The sequence below is a fragment of the Isoptericola chiayiensis genome (genome assembly GCF_013149805.1).
In the GTDB taxonomy this organism is placed as follows: Bacteria; Actinomycetota; Actinomycetes; order Actinomycetales; family Cellulomonadaceae; genus Isoptericola; species Isoptericola chiayiensis.
The window spans coordinates 558,503-576,514 of sequence record NZ_JABEZT010000003.1 but is presented as its reverse complement, the minus strand read 5'-3'; the positions used below and the strand labels follow the sequence as shown (position 1 = coordinate 576,514).

Annotated in this window: 18 protein-coding genes and 1 tRNA gene; 10 read left to right on the top strand and 9 right to left on the bottom strand. The window is 73.5% G+C overall.

The annotated features are described in order from the left end of the window. The first annotated feature begins 14 nt into the window (after positions 1-14). The 3 genes from mshD to HDG68_RS08970 all read left to right on the top strand — a co-directional run bounded on the left by mshD (position 15) and on the right by HDG68_RS08970 (position 4,461). Positions 15-950 (top strand): mycothiol synthase, encoded by a 936-nt coding sequence (mshD, locus tag HDG68_RS08980; RefSeq protein WP_343037499.1) that lies wholly within the window; start codon positions 15-17, stop codon positions 948-950. Between the two features lie 87 nt (positions 951-1,037). Beyond that, positions 1,038-3,410, top strand: a complete 2,373-nt coding sequence (locus HDG68_RS08975; RefSeq protein WP_425483754.1) for an RNA degradosome polyphosphate kinase — start codon at positions 1,038-1,040, stop codon at positions 3,408-3,410. A 4-nt stretch (positions 3,411-3,414) separates the two neighbouring features. Further along, the gene (locus HDG68_RS08970; RefSeq protein ID WP_172151239.1) at positions 3,415-4,461 is read left to right on the top strand and encodes an NUDIX hydrolase; all 1,047 of its coding nucleotides are present in this window, start codon (positions 3,415-3,417) and stop codon (positions 4,459-4,461) included. Positions 4,462-4,465: 4 nt separating this feature from the next. Here HDG68_RS08970 and HDG68_RS08965 read toward each other — a convergent pair whose 3' ends face one another. The 3 genes from HDG68_RS08965 to HDG68_RS08955 all read right to left on the bottom strand — a co-directional run bounded on the left by HDG68_RS08965 (position 4,466) and on the right by HDG68_RS08955 (position 6,915). Beyond that, positions 4,466-5,470: an inorganic phosphate transporter gene (locus HDG68_RS08965; protein ID WP_172151237.1), complete on the bottom strand. Its 1,005-nt coding sequence runs from the start codon at positions 5,468-5,470 to the stop codon at positions 4,466-4,468. A 2-nt stretch (positions 5,471-5,472) separates the two neighbouring features. Next, entirely contained in the window at positions 5,473-6,093 is a 621-nt protein-coding gene (locus tag HDG68_RS08960) for a DUF47 family protein (protein WP_172151235.1), read from the bottom strand. 222 nt (positions 6,094-6,315) lie between these two features. Then, positions 6,316-6,915 carry a hypothetical protein gene (locus HDG68_RS08955; protein ID WP_172151428.1) on the bottom strand — a complete coding sequence of 200 codons (600 nt, stop codon included), beginning with the start codon at positions 6,913-6,915 and terminating at the stop codon, positions 6,316-6,318. Between the two features lie 178 nt (positions 6,916-7,093). On the opposite strand from HDG68_RS08955, the gene HDG68_RS08950 reads away from it, so the two are divergent. The 4 genes from HDG68_RS08950 to HDG68_RS08935 all read left to right on the top strand — a co-directional run bounded on the left by HDG68_RS08950 (position 7,094) and on the right by HDG68_RS08935 (position 11,384). Then, entirely contained in the window at positions 7,094-8,554 is a 1,461-nt protein-coding gene (locus HDG68_RS08950; RefSeq protein WP_172151233.1) for a sugar porter family MFS transporter, read from the top strand. A 144-nt stretch (positions 8,555-8,698) separates the two neighbouring features. Next, positions 8,699-9,151 (top strand): MarR family transcriptional regulator, encoded by a 453-nt coding sequence (locus HDG68_RS08945; protein WP_172151231.1) that lies wholly within the window; start codon positions 8,699-8,701, stop codon positions 9,149-9,151. Continuing rightward, positions 9,148-10,767, top strand: coding sequence for an MFS transporter (locus tag HDG68_RS08940; RefSeq protein ID WP_172151229.1), 1,620 nt, complete (start codon positions 9,148-9,150; stop codon positions 10,765-10,767). The genes HDG68_RS08945 and HDG68_RS08940 overlap by 4 nt, the downstream gene beginning before the upstream one ends. 89 nt (positions 10,768-10,856) lie before the next feature. After that, positions 10,857-11,384 (top strand): MarR family winged helix-turn-helix transcriptional regulator, encoded by a 528-nt coding sequence (locus HDG68_RS08935; RefSeq protein ID WP_172151227.1) that lies wholly within the window; start codon positions 10,857-10,859, stop codon positions 11,382-11,384. A 13-nt stretch (positions 11,385-11,397) separates the two neighbouring features. Here the strand turns inward: HDG68_RS08935 and HDG68_RS08930 are convergent, their stop codons facing one another. The 3 genes from HDG68_RS08930 to HDG68_RS08920 all read right to left on the bottom strand — a co-directional run bounded on the left by HDG68_RS08930 (position 11,398) and on the right by HDG68_RS08920 (position 14,085). Then, positions 11,398-12,114: a tyrosine-protein phosphatase gene (locus tag HDG68_RS08930; RefSeq protein WP_172151225.1), complete on the bottom strand. Its 717-nt coding sequence runs from the start codon at positions 12,112-12,114 to the stop codon at positions 11,398-11,400. 25 nt (positions 12,115-12,139) lie between these two features. Then, complete coding sequence (gene msrB / locus HDG68_RS08925) at positions 12,140-12,547, bottom strand: peptide-methionine (R)-S-oxide reductase MsrB (RefSeq protein ID WP_172151223.1); 408 nt, start codon at positions 12,545-12,547, stop codon at positions 12,140-12,142. Positions 12,548-12,615: 68 nt separating this feature from the next. Then, positions 12,616-14,085, bottom strand: a complete 1,470-nt coding sequence (locus tag HDG68_RS08920; protein ID WP_172151221.1) for a DEAD/DEAH box helicase — start codon at positions 14,083-14,085, stop codon at positions 12,616-12,618. Between the two features lie 178 nt (positions 14,086-14,263). On the opposite strand from HDG68_RS08920, the gene HDG68_RS08915 reads away from it, so the two are divergent. Then, complete coding sequence (locus HDG68_RS08915; RefSeq protein WP_172151219.1) at positions 14,264-15,001, top strand: M50 family metallopeptidase; 738 nt, start codon at positions 14,264-14,266, stop codon at positions 14,999-15,001. A gap of 17 nt (positions 15,002-15,018) precedes the next feature. Here the strand turns inward: HDG68_RS08915 and HDG68_RS08910 are convergent, their stop codons facing one another. Both HDG68_RS08910 and HDG68_RS08905 read right to left on the bottom strand, forming a co-directional pair. Further along, a complete protein-coding gene (locus tag HDG68_RS08910) occupies positions 15,019-15,840 on the bottom strand; it encodes a DUF1206 domain-containing protein (RefSeq protein ID WP_172151217.1) in 822 nt (273 codons plus the stop codon). Between the two features lie 138 nt (positions 15,841-15,978). Then, entirely contained in the window at positions 15,979-16,266 is a 288-nt protein-coding gene (locus tag HDG68_RS08905; protein WP_172151215.1) for an iron-sulfur cluster biosynthesis family protein, read from the bottom strand. Between the two features lie 240 nt (positions 16,267-16,506). Here HDG68_RS08905 and HDG68_RS08900 point away from each other — a divergent pair. Further along, a tRNA-Lys gene (locus tag HDG68_RS08900) sits at positions 16,507-16,579 on the top strand. 21 nt (positions 16,580-16,600) lie between these two features. On the opposite strand, the gene HDG68_RS08895 is transcribed toward HDG68_RS08900, so the two are convergent. Continuing rightward, complete coding sequence (locus tag HDG68_RS08895; protein ID WP_172151213.1) at positions 16,601-17,017, bottom strand: hypothetical protein; 417 nt, start codon at positions 17,015-17,017, stop codon at positions 16,601-16,603. 172 nt (positions 17,018-17,189) lie between these two features. On the opposite strand from HDG68_RS08895, the gene HDG68_RS08890 reads away from it, so the two are divergent. After that, complete coding sequence (locus HDG68_RS08890; protein WP_172151211.1) at positions 17,190-17,969, top strand: glycerophosphodiester phosphodiesterase; 780 nt, start codon at positions 17,190-17,192, stop codon at positions 17,967-17,969. Positions 17,970-18,012 lie beyond the last annotated feature (43 nt).

Genomic DNA, 18,012 nt, shown 5'->3' with positions numbered 1-18,012 from the left:
TCACAATGGGACACGTGCGCCTTCCTGTCCCGATCGAGATCGGCCCGCTGTCCCCGTCCGCCCAGGACGCCGTGCGTTCCCTGGCGGAGGCCGCCGCGGCGTCCGACGGCGTCGCGCCGCTGTCCGAGCAGCCGCTGCTGCGCCTGGGTGACGACGCGGCGTCCCTGACCCACGTCGTCGTGCGCACCAGGACCGGTGCCACGATCGGCTACCTGCAGGTCGACCGCGGCGGCGACGTGGCGAGCGCGGAGCTGGTGGTGCACCCGGAGCACCGGCGCGGCGGCGTCGGCAGCCTGCTGCTGCGCACCGCGGAGCGCGACGCGCGGCTGCCCGAGCGGTCCGGTGCCCCGGACCAGCGCGGCAAGGCCCTGCACGTGTGGGCGCACGGTGACCTGCCGGCGGCCCGCGCGTTCGCCGCGGCACGCGGGCTGCGCAGCGTGCGCGAGCTGCTGTTCCTGGCGCGGCCGCTGCGCGACGACCTGCCCGCCCCGGCGGCGCCTGCGGGGACGTCGCTGCGCACGTTCGTGCCCGGGGAGGACGACGAGACGTGGGTGGCGCTGAACGCCCGCGCCTTCGCCGACCACCCCGAGCAGGGCCGGCTCACCGTCGCGGACCTGCGGGCCCGGCAGGCCGAGCCGTGGTTCGACCCGGCGGGGTTCCGGCTGCTGACCGAGGGTGAGCGCGCGATCGGGTTCGTGTGGACGAAGATCGAGCCGGACCAGCCGGCCGGGGCGGTCGACGGCGAGATCTACGCCGTCGGGACCGACCCGGACGCCCGTGGCCGCGGCCTGGGGCGCCTCCTGACGACCGTGGGCCTGGCGCACCTGCGCGAGGCGGGCTGCGACCGGGCGGTGCTGTACGTCGACGGCGACAACGCGGCGGCGCTGGCCACCTACGACCGGGCGGGGTTCGGGCGCGCCGCGGTCGACGTGCAGTACACCCGCGGCTGACACGCGCCCGGACCACGAGCCCGCTCCTGCGGGTCCTTGTGTCGCGTCCGTCACCCACCGTTCATCTATCGGTGCCAGGATGGGCCCATGACCTCGTCCAGCACGGACCGGACCGCGACGGACCGGTCCCAGCCCTCCCGCCACCGCGACGCCCGCGGCCGGTTCGTGGCCGCGGCCACCTCGACCGCACCGGGAACCCGCACCACCGCGACGGCACCGCGTCGTCGTATGGATCCCGAGCTCGCGGCGCACATCGCCGAGCACATCGCCGAGGACATGGGCGACCAGCCGGTCATGGCACCGCCCGCGGACCTGGAGCCGTTGCCGAAGGACCGGTTCGCGGACCGCGAGCTGAGCTGGCTGACGTTCAACGAGCGGGTGCTCGAGCTCGCCGAGGACGCTCGGCTCCCCCTGCTGGAGCGGGTGCGGTTCCTGGCGATCTTCGCCTCGAACCTCGACGAGTTCTTCATGGTGCGCGTGGCCGGCCTGAAGCGACGCATGGCCACCGGTATCGCCGTGACGGCCGCATCGGGGCTGAGCCCGCGCGAGGTGCTGGCGGGCATCGGCGAGGGCGCCCACAACCTCATGTCCCGGCACGCCGAGGTGTTCCGCCGCGACGTGCAGCCGCAGCTCGCCGACGAGGGCATCACGATCGTCCATTGGGACGAGCTGGCGGACAAGGAGCAGCAGCGGCTGCACAAGTTCTTCCGCAAGCACATCTTCCCCGTGCTGACGCCGCTAGCCGTCGACCCGGCGCACCCGTTCCCGTACATCTCGGGCCTCTCGCTCAACCTCGCCGTCGTGGTGCTCAACCCGCTGACCGGCAAGGAGCACTTCGCGCGCGTCAAGGTGCCGCCGCTGCTGCCGCGGTTCATCGCCGTCGACGACCGCGGTCGGCCGAGCGCGCCGACCCCGACGCAGAAGGGCGGCACGCAGAAGTCGTTCGTGCCGCTGGAGGAGGTCATCGCCCAGCACCTCGACCACCTGTTCCCCGGCATGGAGGTGCGCGAGCATCACACGTTCCGCGTCACCCGCAACGAGGACGTGGAGGTCGAGGAGGACGACGCCGAGAACCTGCTGCAGGCGATGGAGAAGGAGCTGCTGCGACGTCGGTTCGGCCCGCCGGTGCGGCTCGAGCTGGCGGAGGGCATCTCGCCGCGCATCCGTGAGCTGCTGGTCCGCGAGCTCGGCGTGTTCGAGGACGAGGTCTACGAGCTGCCGGCCCCGCTGGACCTGACGGGCCTGAACGTCATCGCGGACATCGACCGGCCCGAGCTGCACTACCCGCCGTTCGTGCCGACCACCCACCGCCAGCTCGCGGAGGTGGAGTCGGCGATGCCGGGCGACGTTTTCGCCGCGATCCGCGAGCGCGACGTGCTGCTGCACCACCCGTACGACTCGTTCTCGACGTCGGTGCAGACGTTCCTGGAGCAGGCGGCGGCGGACCCGAAGGTCCTGGCCATCAAGCAGACGCTGTACCGCACGTCGGGCGACTCGCCCATCGTGGACGCCCTGATCGACGCCGCCGACGCCGGCAAGCAGGTGCTGGCCCTGGTCGAGATCAAGGCCCGCTTCGACGAGCAGGCGAACATCTCGTGGGCGCGCAAGCTCGAGGAGTCGGGCGTGCACGTGGTGTACGGCATCGTCGGGCTCAAGACGCACTGCAAGCTGTCGCTGGTGGTGCGCCAGGAGAGCGACGGGCTGCGCCGCTACTGCCACGTCGGCACCGGCAACTACCACCCCAAGACGGCCCGGCTGTACACCGACCACGGCCTGCTGACGTGCGACCCCGACGTCGGCCAGGACCTGACGCGGCTGTTCAACCAGCTCTCCGGGTACGCGCCGCAGTCGCGGTTCCACCGGCTGCTCGTCGCGCCGCGCACGGTGCGCTCGGGGCTCATCGAGCGGATCGACCGGGAGGCGGCGGCGGCGCGCGCGGGCCACGAGGCGTGGATCAAGATCAAGGTGAACTCCGCCGTCGACGAGGCCACGATCGACGCCCTGTACCGCGCCTCGCAGGCGGGGGTGCAGATCGACCTGGTGGTGCGGGGCATCTGCGCGCTGCGCCCCGGGGTGCCGGGCCTGAGCGACAACATCCGGGTCCGGTCGATCCTGGGCCGGTTCCTGGAGCACTCGCGGATCTTCGCGTTCGCCAACGCGGCGGGACCGGCCATCGGGGAGGGCCCGGACGCGGGGCCCGAGGTCTTCATCGGGTCGGCCGACCTCATGCACCGCAACCTGGACCGTCGGGTCGAGGCGCTGGTGCGCATCGTCGACGAGGGGCAGATCGCCGAGCTCCTCGACCTCGTCGACGCCTCGATGTCGCCGGAGACGGCCGCCTGGCACCTGCAGGACGACGGCACGTGGCAGCGCCACGACGTCGCGCCGGGCGGGGAGCCGGCGGCCGACCTGCAAGCGGTGCTCGTCGACCGGCACCGTCGCCGTCCGGGTGCGCACTGACCGGATGAGCACTCCCGCGCACTCCCCCCGACCGCTGCGCACCGCCACCCCGTTCGTCGACCCGCTCGGCGCGACGTCGGTGCAGCACACCCCGGTGATCGAGACCGCCGGGGCGCTGGTGTGGCGCCTGCGTGAGGGGCGGCTCCAGATCCAGCTCGTGCACCGGCCGCGCTACGACGACTGGTCGTGGCCCAAGGGCAAGCACGAGGAGGGCGAGTCGCTGGCCGCGACGGCGGTGCGCGAGGTCACCGAGGAGACCGGCAAGCCCGTGGTGCTGGGCCTGCCCCTGCCGGGTCTGCAGTACCTGACGCCCGAGGGCCGGGTGAAGCGCGTGCACTACTGGGCCGCGCGCCGCGCCTCCTCGCGCCAGGACGCCCGGCCGCTGGCGGCGCGCGCCCCCGTGGCCCTGGCCGGCAAGAAAGAGATCGACCGCTGTCAGTGGCTCGACGTGGACGACGCCGCCGAGCAGCTCACGCGGTCCACGGACCGCGGGCCCCTGGACGCGCTGGTGGAGGCGCACCGCGACGGCCTGCTGTCCACGCACGCGGTCGTCATCGTGCGCCACGGCCGGGCGCTGGCCCGCGCCTCCTGGTATGGCCACGAGCAGGACCGTCCGCTGACCCCGGTGGGGCACGGCCAGGCCGCCGCGCTCGTGCCCGTGCTGGCGGCGTACGGCGTGGGGACGGTGGTCTCGAGCCGGTGGGAGCGGTGCGCGACGACGATGGACCCGTACGTGCGGGCGGCGGGCCTGCGCCCTGAGTACAGCGACAACCTGGGCGAGGCCCAGCACGAACGCTCGCCGGCGCGGGTCGCGGCGGCGGTGCGGGACCTGCTGGAGGCTCCGCGCGCCTCGGTGCTGTGCACGCACCGGCCGGTGCTGCCGACCGTGCTCGACGTGCTGGGGCAGCACTCGCGCCGTGCGGTGGCCTCGGCGCTGCCGCGGCGTGACCCGTACCTGGAGCCCGGCGAGGCCCTGGTGGCGCAGGTGGCGATCACGGCCAAGGGACCGCGGGTGGTCTCGGCCGAGCGGGTGGCCCCGCCGGTCTTCTGAGGCGTCAGCCGGCCAGCGGCAGGAGCGCGAGCGTCACGCCGGCGGCGAGCAGCCCTGCCACGGGGGCCGTGAGGACCCAGAACACGGCGATGTCGCGGGCCACGCCCCACCGGACGGCGGCCAGCCGCCGGGTGGAGCCGACGCCCATGATGGCCGCGGTGATGGTGTGCGTGGTGGATACCGGCGCCTGCAGCACGATCGCGTTGGCGTACAGCACGAACGAGGCGACCGTCTCCGCGACGAACCCGCGGGCCGGGTCGAGCTCGATGATGCGCCGGCCGAGGGTCCGCACGATGCGCCAGCCCCCGGCGTAGGTGCCGGCGGCCAGCGCCGCGGCGGCCGAGACCTTCACCCACACGGGGATGCCCTCGCCGTCGGCCAGCACGCCGGTGGTGAGCAGGGCGAGCCACATGACGCCCATCGTCTTCTGCGCCGACTGCAGGCCGTGGCCGAGCGCCATCGCGGCGGCCGAGGCGGTCTGCGCGATGCGGAACCGGCGGTTGACGCGGGCGGGGGCGGCGTTCCGGAAGATCCACAGCACCGCGATCATGAGCCCGAACGCGAGGACGAAGCCCACCAGCGGCGAGATCAGTGTCGGGAGGATCACGCGGTCCACCAGCTCGGCGCCGTGGACGGTCATGCCGCCGGCGATCCCGGCGCCGAGCAGGCCGCCGACGAGCGAGTGGGTGGAGGACGACGGCATGCCGAACCACCAGGCGACCAGGTTCCACAGGATCGCACCGACCAGGGCTCCGACGAGCACGATCAGTGCCGCGCTCTCGGTGGCCCCGTCGAGGTCGACGATCGCCGTGGCGACGGTCTCGGCGACGGCCGTGCCCAGCAGCGCGCCGACGAAGTTCATCACGGCGGCCATCGCGACGGCGATGCGCGGCGTGAGGGCCCGGGTGGAGACCGACGTCGCCACGGCGTTGGCCGCGTCGAGGAACCCGTTGGTGTACGCGAAGCCGAGCGAGAGCGCGACCACGACCACCAGGAGCGCGACGTCCACGCTCAGGACTCCTTGAGGGCGATCGTCTCGACGAGGTTCGCCACGCGCTCGTAGGCGTCGGCCGCCTCCTCGAGGACGTCGACGACCTCCTTGAGCTTGATGAGCGTGATCGGGTCGGTCGTCCGGTCGAACAGGTCGCCCAGCAGCGAGCGGTGCAGCGTGTCGCCCTGGTTCTCGAGCCGGTTGATCTCGACGCAGTACTCGGTGAGCTGCTCCAGCCGGCGCAGCCGGGGCATGGCGTCGGCGGTGAGCTCGGCGCACCGCTGCAGGACCTGCACCTGCTCGGAGACCGCCATCGGCAGCTCGTCGATCCGGTACAGGACGATGAGGTGGCCGGCCTCGTCCATGGCGTCCATGCAGTCGTCGAGCGCGGACGCGAGCGCGTAGATGTCGTCGCGGTCGAACGGCGTCACGAACGTCTGGTTGAGCCGCTTCATGATGCTATGGGCGACGTCGTCGGCCAGGTGCTCGACCTCGGTCAGCCGCTTGACGAGGCCTTCGCGCTCGGGGCGGGACGCGCCGAGCAGCTCGGCGAGCAGGCTGGCGCCGGTGACGGTGTGCCGCGCCAGCTGGGCCAGCAGGTCGAAGTACGTCGAGTCGCGCGGGGTGAGGCGCAGGCGCACAGGGGCTCCCGGTGAGGATTGACGCTCGGTCACTGACAGGGTAGAGCCCGCCGCGGGGGCGTGCGTACCCCGACCACGGAGTGGCACGTCGCCGCGGCCAGGCAGAGAAGTGCGACGCCGGACCGGGAGCGCCTCTCGGCGCGTGGCCGCTCGTAGCGGCTGAAGATGGAGCCCGGGGCTACCGCAGCCCGACGTCGCCCGTCCATCGTAAGGGCGGTGCCGCTAGTCGAGCGAACCCGCACGCCACAGCGCCGCGGCGTGCTCGAGCTCGCCGGCCGTGCCGACGAGGTCCGCGGCACCCCGGGTCATGCGGGCCGCCTGGTCGGGGTCGGCGACCTCGCGGGCGTCCGCGTCGTAGGCGGCGCCGGTGGCGAGGATCCGGCAGAACGCCCCGGCGCGCTCCAGGGCCACGTCCAGCTCTCCGGAGTAGACGCCGGACAGCACGGCGTCGGCGAGGTCGCGCAGGTCCGACGGCGTGGGCGGCCGTGGGACGCCGGCGACGGCCTCCTGCACGGGGGCTGCGTCGACGCCGAGCCGGTAGCGCAGGCCGACCGTGCGCGCGTCGCGCCGGACCCACTCGCGCAGGGCGTACAGCCGCCACAGGGCGCCCGGGAGCGTCGCGGGTGCGGCGTCCGCCCAGAGGCCGGCGACGACGTCGAGCCCTTCGTCCTCGACGAGCCGCACGAGGCGCGCCACGACCTCGGGGTCCTCGGCGGCGCGGGCCTGGTGCACGACGGCGCGGGCCGTGGTGTGCGCGACCTCGTCGCGCCGGGCGGGGTCGAGCGATCCCGGCAGGTTCTCGGCCTCCTGGGGGTCGAGCATGGCGGGTCGGCGGAACCGGGGACGGTCGTTCACCCGTCCAGTCTCGCAGCCCGGGGCCGGCCGAGGGGCCGGGGTGAGCCGTGTCGCACCGCTCCGCCGTGCCGACCAGCGGTGACGGACCTAGCATCGGTCGTGGCGGCGCCGCTGGGCGTCGTCTCGACGTCTGGAGGAATGTCGCATGTCGAATTCCGCACCTTCCGGGTCCGGAGCCCGCGCGGCCCACCGCAAGGCGATCGCGCTGTCGTTCTCCGCCGCCGTCGGCGGTTTCCTCTTCGGGTTCGACTCCTCGGTGATCAACGGCGCCGTCTCGGCGATCGAGGGCGAGTTCGAGCTGAGCTCGACCATCACGGGGCTGGTCGTCGCGGTCGCGCTGCTGGGTTGTGCCCTCGGCGCCTGGGGCGCGGGTCGCCTGGCCGACCGGATCGGGCGCATCAAGGTGATGCTGCTCGGTTCGGGACTGTTCCTGTTCTCCGCGATCATGTCCGCGCTGGCGTGGACCGCGCTGGACCTGTCGCTGTGGCGGTTCATCGGCGGCATCGGCATCGGTATCGCCTCGGTGATCGCCCCGGCCTACATCGCGGAGATCGCTCCGGCGGCGATCCGCGGGAGCCTGGCCTCGCTGCAGCAGCTCGCGATCACCGTCGGCATCTTCGGCGCCCTGCTGAGCGACCAGATCCTGGCCGAGACGGCCGGCGGCGCGGCCAACGAGCTGTGGCTGGGGTTCGAGGCCTGGCGCTGGATGTTCCTGGTCGAGGCCGTCCCGGCGATCCTGTACGGGATCCTCGCGCTGGCGATGCCGGAGTCCCCGCGCTACCTGGTCGCCAAGGGGCAGGAGGAGGACGCCCAGCGGGTGCTGGACTCCGTCCTGGGACCCGAGGAGGGCGTGGGCGACCGCATCGCCGAGATCAAGCGCTCGATCGCCGTCGACGAGAAGAACGCGGAGCTCGGCTCCCTCAGGGGCAGCGGGTTCCTGGGGCTCAAGCCCATCGTCTGGGTGGGGATCGTGCTGGCGATCTTCCAGCAGTTCGTCGGTATCAACGTGATCTTCTACTACTCGACGACGCTGTGGCAGGCCGTCGGGTTCGACGAGTCGCAGGCGTTCCTCGTCTCGACGATCACCTCGGTCACCAACATCGCCGTGACGTTCATCGCCATCGCGCTCATCGACAAGGTGGGCCGGCGGCCGATGCTGCTCATCGGGTCGGCCGGCATGGCGGTCTCGCTGCTGACGATGGCGGCGGTGTTCACGCAGGGCTCGGCGGTCACCGACCCGGCGACGGGTGAGTCGACGCTGCAGCTCGGCGACCCGTGGTCGACGATCGCGCTGGTCGCCGCGAACGCGTTCGTGGTGTTCTTCGGCGCCACGTGGGGCCCGCTGATGTGGGTGATGCTCGGCGAGATGTTCCCGAACCGGATCCGCGCGGCGGCGCTCGGCGTGGGTGCGGCGGCGAACTGGATCGCGAACTTCACGATCACGCTGACGTTCCCGCCGCTGCTGTCGACGTTCGGGCCGACCATCCCCTACGGCATGTACGGGTTCTTCGCGGTGCTGTCGTTCTTCTTCATCTGGTTCAAGGTCTCCGAGACCAAGGGCAAGGAGCTCGAGGACATGACCGAGGAGGTGCGCCACCGGGCCTGACCGGCGCTCGCACGGCCCGCCCACCCACGACGGCGGTCCGCCCCTGCACGGGGCGGGCCGCCGTCATCGTGCGCGCTGCGACCCGGGTACTTGCTTGATGCAAGCAAATACCATACGGTATCCCCGAGCAACGAAAGGAGCGCCGTGTCCGACGACGCCGCACCGGCCCTGGTCGGTGCCCTCGAACAGCTCGGGCGGGCCCAGCGCGAGGCCGCCGCGCGCATCGCCCACGACCTCGACCGTCCCCGGGCCGGTCTGGGCGTGATCCGATACCTGCGCGCCCACGGACCCGTCCAGCTCTGCGAGGTCGCCGAGGCGCTGCGGGTCGACGCCTCCGTCGCCAGCCGGCAGGTCAGCGCGCTCGTCGACTCCGGGCACGTCGCCCGGCACGTCGACGAGTCCGACCGCCGCGCCCGCACCCTGGAGCTCACCGACTCCGGCCGGCACCTGGCCGCCCGGAGCGACGAGCTCTTCGAGGCGTTCATCGCCGAGGCCTTCGCCGACTGGTCCCCCGCCGACCTCACCCACGCCATCGAACGGATCCGCAGCGTCGCGGCCGCCATCAGCTCCGTCAGCCAGGAGGCCACGCACCGATGACCGACACCACCGACGCGCGCACCGCAGGGTCCGCGACGCCCACCGAGCACACGCCCGCCGGCCGCGCGCCCGCGATGAGCCGCCGGGAGACCCTCGAGGCGCTCTCCGGCATCCTGCTGGGCGTCTTCGTCTCCCTGCTCGCCACCACGATCGTCTCCACCGCGCTGCCGCGCATCGTCGCGGACCTGGGCGGCTCCCAGCACGCCTACACCTGGGTCGTCACGGCGATGCTGCTCACCATGACCATCTCCACCCCGCTGTGGGGCAAGCTGGCCGACCTGACCGACCGCAAGGTGCTCATCCAGGTCGCCCTGGTGATCACCGTGGTGTCGGCGGCGTCGGCCGGGTTCGCGCAGAACATGGAGATGCTCATCACCTCTCGCGCACTGCAGGGCATCGGCGCCGGCGGCCTGATGTCGCTGGCGACCGTGCTGATGTCGGACATCATCAGCCCCCGCGAGCGCGGCAAGTACATGGGCCTCATGGGCGGGGTCATGGCCGTCGCGCAGATCGGGGGCCCGCTGCTGGGCGGTCTCATCACCGACTCGGTGGGCTGGCGGTACACGTTCTTCGTGGGCGTGCCGTTCGCCGTCGTCGCGCTGTTCGTGCTGCAGAAGACCCTGCACCTGCCGGCCCGTCCGGCGCGGGCCGTCCGGATCGACTACGTCGGCGCCGCCCTCATCGCCGTCGGCGTCGCCCTGCTGCTGCTGTGGGTCACGTTCGCCGGCGACCAGTTCGCCTGGACCTCGTGGCAGACCGCCGCCATGGTGGGCGCCGCGGTCCTCGCCCTGGTCGGCGCCGTGCTCGTGGAGCGGCGCGCCCCCGAGCCGATCATCCCGCTGCACCTGTTCCGCAACCGCACCTTCGTGCTCTCGATCGTCGCCTCGGCGGCGGTCGGCGTCGCGATGTTCGGCACCGCCGTGTTCCTCGCGCAGTACCTCCAGCTCGCCCGGGGCATGACCCCGACGCAGTCCGGCCTGCAGACCATCCCGATGGTGGTCGGCACCATGCTCGGCGGCGTCGTGCTGGGCCGGATCATCTCCCGCACCGGCCGGTACAAGGCCATCATGGTCGGCGGCGCCGCCGTGCTGAGCCTGTCCCTGTTCGGGATGTCCACCATCGGCACGGACACGAGCCTCGTCGTGGTGTCGGTGTACCTGTTCGGGCTCGGGCTGTCCGTCGGCGCGCTCATGCAGAACCTCGTGCTCGCCACCCAGAACACGCTCGACCTGCGCGACATGGGTGCCGGGACCGCCACCGTGGCGTTCTTCCGCTCCCTCGGCGGCGCCATCGGCGTCTCCGCGCTCGGGGCCGTGATGGCCGCCGACGTCAAGGAGCGCATCGCCGACGGCCTGGCCGACCTCGGGGTGCCCGCCGCCGCGCTCGGGGGCTCCACCGGGTCCGTCCCCGACATGTCCGCCCTGCCCGCCCCGGTGGCCGACGTCGTGGCCGGCGCGTACACCGAGGGGATCACCGGGATCTTCCTCGTCGCCGTCCCGATGGCGCTCGTGGCGCTCGTGGCGATCTGCTTCGTCGTCGAGATCCCGCTCGGCGAACGCTCCGGCATCGAGCAGGCCCGCGATCTCACGAAGGAGCCGGAAACCGTCACCGACTGAGGAATTTCACCCGCTGAAAAGCCGTTGATGGCCGAATCGTGACCTGCGGACCTACCGCAGCATCGGCAACGCCCGCCATGATGGACCGCATGCACGACAGCGAAGCACACGGCGCCTCCCCCCTGCCGGACCCGGTCACCGACCCCTTCGGCGCCCTCGAGCGGGAGCTCAGGGTGCTCATCCGTCGTGCGCAGTCGACGTCCGCCCAGATGGCGCGGATCATCCACCCGCAGCTCGACGCCTCGGCCTACCCGCTGCTCGCCCACATCGCGATGTACCCGGGCACGCGCGGCTCGGACCTCGCCGCACACTTCGGCGTCGGGCGGGCCACCGTCTCGCGCCAGCTCAGCCGGATGGTCGATCTCGGACTGGTCCACCGCGAGACCGACCCCGAGGACACCCGCGGTCAGCTCATCACCCTGACCGACGCCGGGGCCGCGCGGTTCGAGCACGCCCGCGACGCCCGCATCGGCATGCTCGAGGGCTCGCTGAGCGGCTGGGAGAAGGACGACGTCGCCGAGCTCGCCACCCTGCTGCACCGGTACTCCGCCGACGTCGTCGACTGGCTCGCCACGCAGCAGGCCGCCGACCAGGTCGACGCCGCCCACGCGGACTGACCCCCGCCGCCGCTCAGCGCAGCAGGCGCCCGCGCAACCGCTCGACCGTCGGTGCGTCGCCCCCGTGCGCGACGAACCAACCCACCGCCCCGCCCTCGTGCGCGGCGAGCACGTCGAGCACGGCCTCGACGGCGTGGGCCGGTGCCGTGAGCAGCTCGGGCGGCAGCGCCGCCAGGACGTGCGAGTCGCCCCGCGGGGTGCGCGCCGTCCGGCGTGCCCGCGCGATGATCTGCGGCATGTTGGGGTCGGTGCGCACGTAGTCCGTCACGATCGCGGCCCGGTCCACCCCGACCAGGGCCAGCACGACGGCCACGAGCACGCCCGTGCGGTCCTTGCCGGCGGTGCAGTGCACCAGCACCGGGGCGTCGTCGTCGGCCACCGCGCGGACCCCGTCGGCCAGGTGCGCGGCACCCACGCCGTCGAGCATCTCGACGTACAGCCGCCCGAGGTCGAACGGGACGACGTCGCCGGCGGGCCGGGCCCGCGTCGCCCCGTCCAGGACGGGCAGGGCCACGACGCGCGCGACGTCCCGCAACGGGTGCTCCTCGCGCTGCTCGCCGACGTCGCGCAGGTCCAGCACCGTCCGCGGCGGCCACGCGACGCCGTCGGGCGGGACGTCGCCCGCCCGGGGCGCGTCGGAGCGCAGCAGCACCCCGGGTCGCAGGGCGTCCGACGCCGAGGCGACGTCGCGCAGGTTGACGAGCCGGTCCGCGGAGGTCTCGACGCTCATGGCACGACCGTAGCCGCTGCGGGCGTCAGGAGTCGGCGACCGGGTCGAACGTGAGACTCACCGAGTTCATGCAGTAGCGGTCCCCGGTCGGGGTCTGCGGGGCGTCCTTGAACACGTGGCCCAGGTGCGACCCGCAGCGGGCGCACCGCACCTCGGTGCGCACCATGCCCAGCGACCGGTCCTCGATCAGCTCGACCCGGTCCCCCGCGAGCGGGGTGTAGAAGGACGGCCAGCCGCAGTGGGAGTCGAACTTCGTCTCGCTGCGGAACAGCTCGCCGTCGCAGGCGCGACAGCGGTAGACGCCCTCGCGGCGCTCGTCCAGCAGCTCACCCGTCCACGGGCGCTCGGTGCCGGCCTGGCGCAGCACCTGGAACTCCTGCGGCGACAGCTCCACGCGCCACTCGTCGTCGGTCTTCGCGATCTCGTAGCTCATGCCCGCACCAACACGCCAGGTCCCGGCCCTGTTCCTCGGTGTTCCTCGGTGTTCCTCGATGCCGGGCCTCAGCGCGACGACCCCGACCGCCGCGGGGCGCCCGACCGCCGGCCACCCTGGTTCCGGGAGCCCTGGCGACCCTGCGTCGATCCGGAGCCGGCCTGCGCCGCACCGGCACCGTTCTGGCCGCCCCCGCCGCCACCGCCGCCACCGCCGCGGCGGCGCCGACGTCGGCCACCACCGCCGTTGCTGCCGCCGTTGCCGGCGGCCTGCCCGGAGCGCCCCCCGGACCGGCCCTGCTGCCGGCCGCCCTGCTGGCCCTGCGCGGCCGGCTCGGGCGGGGTCACGTACGGGGCGACCTCGCCGACCAGCGCCGTCACGACGGCGTCCCCGGGGGCCACCTGCTGCGGCTTCGCGGAGATCTTCGCCTTGCGGGTGAGGTCCCGCACGTCACCGCGCTCCTCCGGCAGCATCAGCGTGACGACGTCACCGCCCGAGCCGGCGCGGGCGGTGCGGCCCGACCGGTGCAGGTACGCCTTGTGCTCCGCCGGCGGGTCCACGTGCACCACGAGCTCGACCTCGTCCACGTGGATGCCCCGCGCGGCGATGTCGGTGGCCACCATGACCTTCACGTCCCCGGAGGAGAACGCCGCCAGGTTCCGCTCGCGGGCGCCCTGGCCGAGGTTCCCGTGCAGGTCCACCGCGGGCACCCCCGCCGCCGTGAGCTGGCGCGCGAGCTTCTTGGCCTGGTGCTTGGTCCGCGTGAACAGCACCCGCCGGCCGGTCCCGCTGGCCAGGTCGTGCACGAGGCGCTTCTTGGCCTCCTTGTCCGCCACGGCGAGGATGTGGTGGGTCATCTGCGGCGGCGGGGCGGCCGCCTCGTCCACCGAGTGCGTCACCGGGTTCTTGAGGTAGCGCTTGACCAGCACGTCCACGCCGTTGTCGAGCGTCGCGGAGAACAGCATGCGCTGACCGTCGCGGGGGGTGCGGTCCATGATGCGCTTGACGCCGGGCAGGAACCCGAGGTCGGCCATGTGGTCCGCCTCGTCGAGGATGGTGATCTCGACGTCGTCCAGGGTCAGCACCTTCTGGCCCAGCAGGTCCTCGAGGCGTCCGGGGCAGGCGATGACGACGTCCACGCCCTGACCGAGCGCCGTCACCTGACGGGACTGGGCGACGCCGCCGAAGATCGTCGTCGTGCGCAGACCGAGCGACTCCGCCAGCGGCTTCATCGTGGCGTCGATCTGGTTGGCGAGCTCACGGGTCGGGCACAGCACCAGGCACGTGGGCCGGTTCGGCACCCGGCGCGACCGTCCCGCCGCCTTCGCCCGGGCCGCCGAGCGCGCCAGCAGCGTGACCGCCGGCAGCGAGAAGGCGAGCGTCTTGCCCGAGCCGGTACGCCCCCGGCCGAGCACGTCGCGGCCCGCCAGGGAGTCCGGCAGCGACGCGGACTGGATCGGGAACGGGGTGGTGATGCCGGCGCGCGTCAGGTGCTCGACGACGGGCGCGGGCAGGCCGAGTTCGGCGAAGGAAGTCACAGATGATGCCTCTCTGGGACGCCTGGCGGCGTCCGGGTCGGGGTCCGCCGCACGCAATCCGGGGGATCTCCACGACGTGGGGCGCGCGGTGGTCGCACTGCCCTCTCGGACCCATTCTCGCACGTCCCCGCGCTCCGGCGCCGCCGACGTGCCCGGCGTCACATGGTGGAATGGCCCCGTGGACGACTTCCTCGCGACGACGGGCGCCGTGCTCGCACAGATCTGGACGGCCGCCACCACCCCGGTCGACCCGCCCGACCGGACGGTGGTCCTCGCCGCCGCGCTGGTGGCGCTCGCCGTCGTGCTCGTCACGCCCGTCTGGCGGGTCGCCCGCCACGTGGTCACGATCGCCCACGAGGGTGCGCACGCCGTGGCGGCGATGCTGACGGGCCGCCGGCTCGACGGCATCCGGCTGCACTCGGACACCTCGGGCCTGACCGTGACGGCCGGCCGGCCCCGCGGCGTCGGCATGGTCCTGACGGCGTTCGCCGGCTACGTCGGGCCCGGGCTCGTCGGCCTCGGCGCGGCCTGGCTGCTGCGCGCGGGTTACGCCGTCGGGCTGCTGTGGCTGCTCGTGGTGCTGCTGGCGCTGCTGCTGCTGAAGATCCGCAACTGGTTCGGCCTGTGGTCGGTGCTCGTCAGCGGGGCCGCGCTGGTGGGGGTGTCGTGGTGGCTCGAGCCGGCCGCGCAGTCCACCGTCGCCTACGCCGTCACGTGGTTCCTGCTGCTCGGGTCGGTGCGACCCGTCCTGGAACTCCAGTCCCAGCGCTCCCGCGGACGGGCGCGCACGTCCGACGCGGACCAGCTCGGCCGGCTCACCGGCGTCCCCGGCATCGTCTGGGTCGTGGTCTTCGCCCTGGTGACCCTCACCTGCCTGGTCGTGGGCGCGGGGTGGATCCTCGGCCCGGCGGTCTGACCGCCGGGCCGGGGCTCTCAGAGGCGCGCGTACCGGGCGCGGGCGAACGAGTACAGCCCGTAGGCCGCGATCCCGAGGCCGACGACGACGAGCAGCACGGTGCCGAACGGCTGCTCACGGATGGTCTGCAGGGCCTGGTTCAGCCCCCCGGCCTGGTCGGCGTCGGACTGCCAGCCGGCCAGGACGAAGAGCCCGCCCAGGACGGCCAGGGCGACGCCCTTGGCGATGTAACCGACCTGGCCGAGCCGCACGACGGCGGTGCCGACGGCGCCGCCGCCGGTGCTGCGCAGGTCCTCGACGAACTTCTTCCGGGCACCCTTGACGACGTGGTAGACGCCGACGCCGACGATCACCAGGCCGGCGGCGGCGACGATCCAGCGACCGCCGGGCAGCTGCAGCGCCCAGGCCGTCAGACCCTCCTGGCTGTTGCCGGAGCCGCCCGAGCCCGTGGCGAACTGCGCCGCCGACACCGCGAGGACCGCGTACAGCACACCCTTGGCGGCCGCCTTGATGCGGGCCCCGGTCTGCTTCGACATCGACACGCCGACGGACCCGAGGAGCGCCTCGGCGATCTGCCACAGCGCCAGCGCGGCGAAGCCGACCGTGACGGCCCAGAGGAGGAAGGCGCCGCCCGGCGCCGACGCCAGCTGCTGGAACGCGCCCGACGAGTCGGCGCTGCCGTCGGACGAACCGAAGGCGATCTGCACCGCCAGCCAGCCGATGAGCAGGTGGAGCACTCCGGACGCCACGAAGCCCGCGCGGGCGAGCGTCCGCAGGGCCGTGCTGTGGCGCAGCTCCTGCGCGGCACCGCGGGCCTGGTTGGCAGGGTCAGCAGTCATCGATTCACCTCCGTGCGCCACGGATCTCGTGGCAGGCGCCCACCATGCCGCAGGTCGCGCGGCACGTCCACAGGAAGCACCCGGGCACGACGACGGCGGGCCACCCGGGGGTGACCCGCCGTCGTGGGTGCTGGGGGCTCAGGCCTGCTGCGGCGTGAGCACGAAGCCGGGTCCCTCGGTGGAGGGGTCGGCGTCGAGCTGGAGGGTGTCCAGCGCGGGAGCGGACTCGGAGTCGACGAAGACGTTGGTCTGGCCGGACTCGTCGACGCGCTGGTCCTCGGGCTGAGGAGCGGGCACGAGCGCGAGCTCGAAGTTGCCGGGTTGCTCGGCGGACTGCGCGATGCGCAGACCGCCCTCGGCGGGTACCCCGGCCTGCTCGGCCAGGGTGTCGACGGCGGTGCGGGCGTTGTCCGTCACGGTGAGCACGATTGCTCCTCTCGTCGGGTACGCGACTCGTCCACCGAATCAGCACCCGGGGGCGAACGCAACGTCCCAGCGCACCCGAGACGAAACTTCCCGCTGGGTGAGACCCGCGGGCCCGGTCGGCGCCCCATGCCGGTCGAGCCCGCGGCGCACCGGTGAGGTGCGTCGCACGACGGCCGGGGCGGCCCGTGGCACGCGCGCCGCGTAGGCTGACCCCTGCCCCGGCCGGAGACGGCCGACGGCGGGCCTCTAGCTCAATCGGCAGAGCAACGGACTTTTAATCCGTGGGTTCAGGGTTCGATCCCCTGGGGGCCCACTCCCCCGCTGCCCGACGCCGTCAGTGGCCGGCGAAGAAGGCGTTCGCCCGGGCGTTCCAGAGCATCGCGATCACGAGGACGGCGAACAGCCCGGACAGCAGCGCCGACCAGGTCCCGGCGGTGCCCCACCAGGCGATGACCACCCACAGCGTCGCGGCCGCACGCAGGGCCATCAGCAGGGTGACGAGCAGCCGCGAGAAGCTGTTGCCGTGGCTCAGTCCGATCGCGACGAGCGCGGTGATCACGCCGAAGACGATCTCCACCCAGGAGTACACCGCCGCGTCGCCGGCACTGATGCCCGCCTCCGCCAGGAGGTCGTCGGGAGTCACGAGCATGACCACCCCGGCGACGATCGACAGGAACGCGACGAGCCAGGTCAGCACCACGACGACGGTGACGCTGCCGGGACGGGTGGTGGGGGGACGGACGGCGGACATGGCGATCAGCTCCGTGGTTCGACGCTTCCGTGCGGCGGACGGGCGCCCGTCAGGTCCGATGCTACGGACGGTCCCGGCCCGACGCCCGCCCGGCACCCGAGATCACCCGGCCGCCGCGGGACGCCGCTGGAGGACGCCGCCCGGTCGCCGACCGGTCCGCCCAGCAGCCAGGATGGACGTCGTGACCACCCTGCTGCCCGGCACCCCGGACCCGGACCGCCCCGTCGTCGTCGCCCACCGCGGCTACAGCGCCGTCGCCCCGCAGAACACGATGGCGGCGTTCGACGCCGCCTGGCGCAGCGGCGCCGCTGCGCTCGAGCTCGACGTACGCCGCACCGCGGACGGCGTCCCGGTCGTCGTCCACGACCCCGTCGTGGACCGGGTCACCGACGGCTCCGGTGCGGTCGCGGACCTCGACGCGGCAGCGATCGCCCGCCTGGACGCCGGCGGGTCGTTCTCCACCGCCTTCGCCGGTCAGCGACTGCCCCGCCTGACCGACGTGCTGCGCTACCTCGCGGCCCGCCCCGGGTTCGACCTGCTCTGCGAGCTCAAGGGGCGATGGACCGCCGAGGACGTCGCCCCGACCACGGCGGCGATCGACGCGGCGGGGCTGGCCGGCCGCGTCGTCGTGCAGGGTTTCGACCGCGCCACGGTGGCCGCGCTGCGCGCCGCCGCCCCGCACCTGCCGCGCGGCCTGCTGTGCGACGCCGTCCCGGACGACCTCCTCGACGCGGGCCGGGACCTCGACGTCGTCACCGTCAACCCCTCGGTCGCCGCGGTGATCGCCGCGCCACACCTCGTCGAGCGCGCCCACGACGCAGGTCTGCGCGTCATGCCGTGGACGGCGAACACGCCGGAGCGCTGGACGCGACTGGTGGACGCCGGCGTCGACGGGATCATCACCGACCGGCCCGGCACGCTTGCCGGATGGCTCGCCGGGCGGTGCGGCTGACCGCCGTCTCCCGACGGCGCTGCTGCCCTCCGGCGCGCCGCCG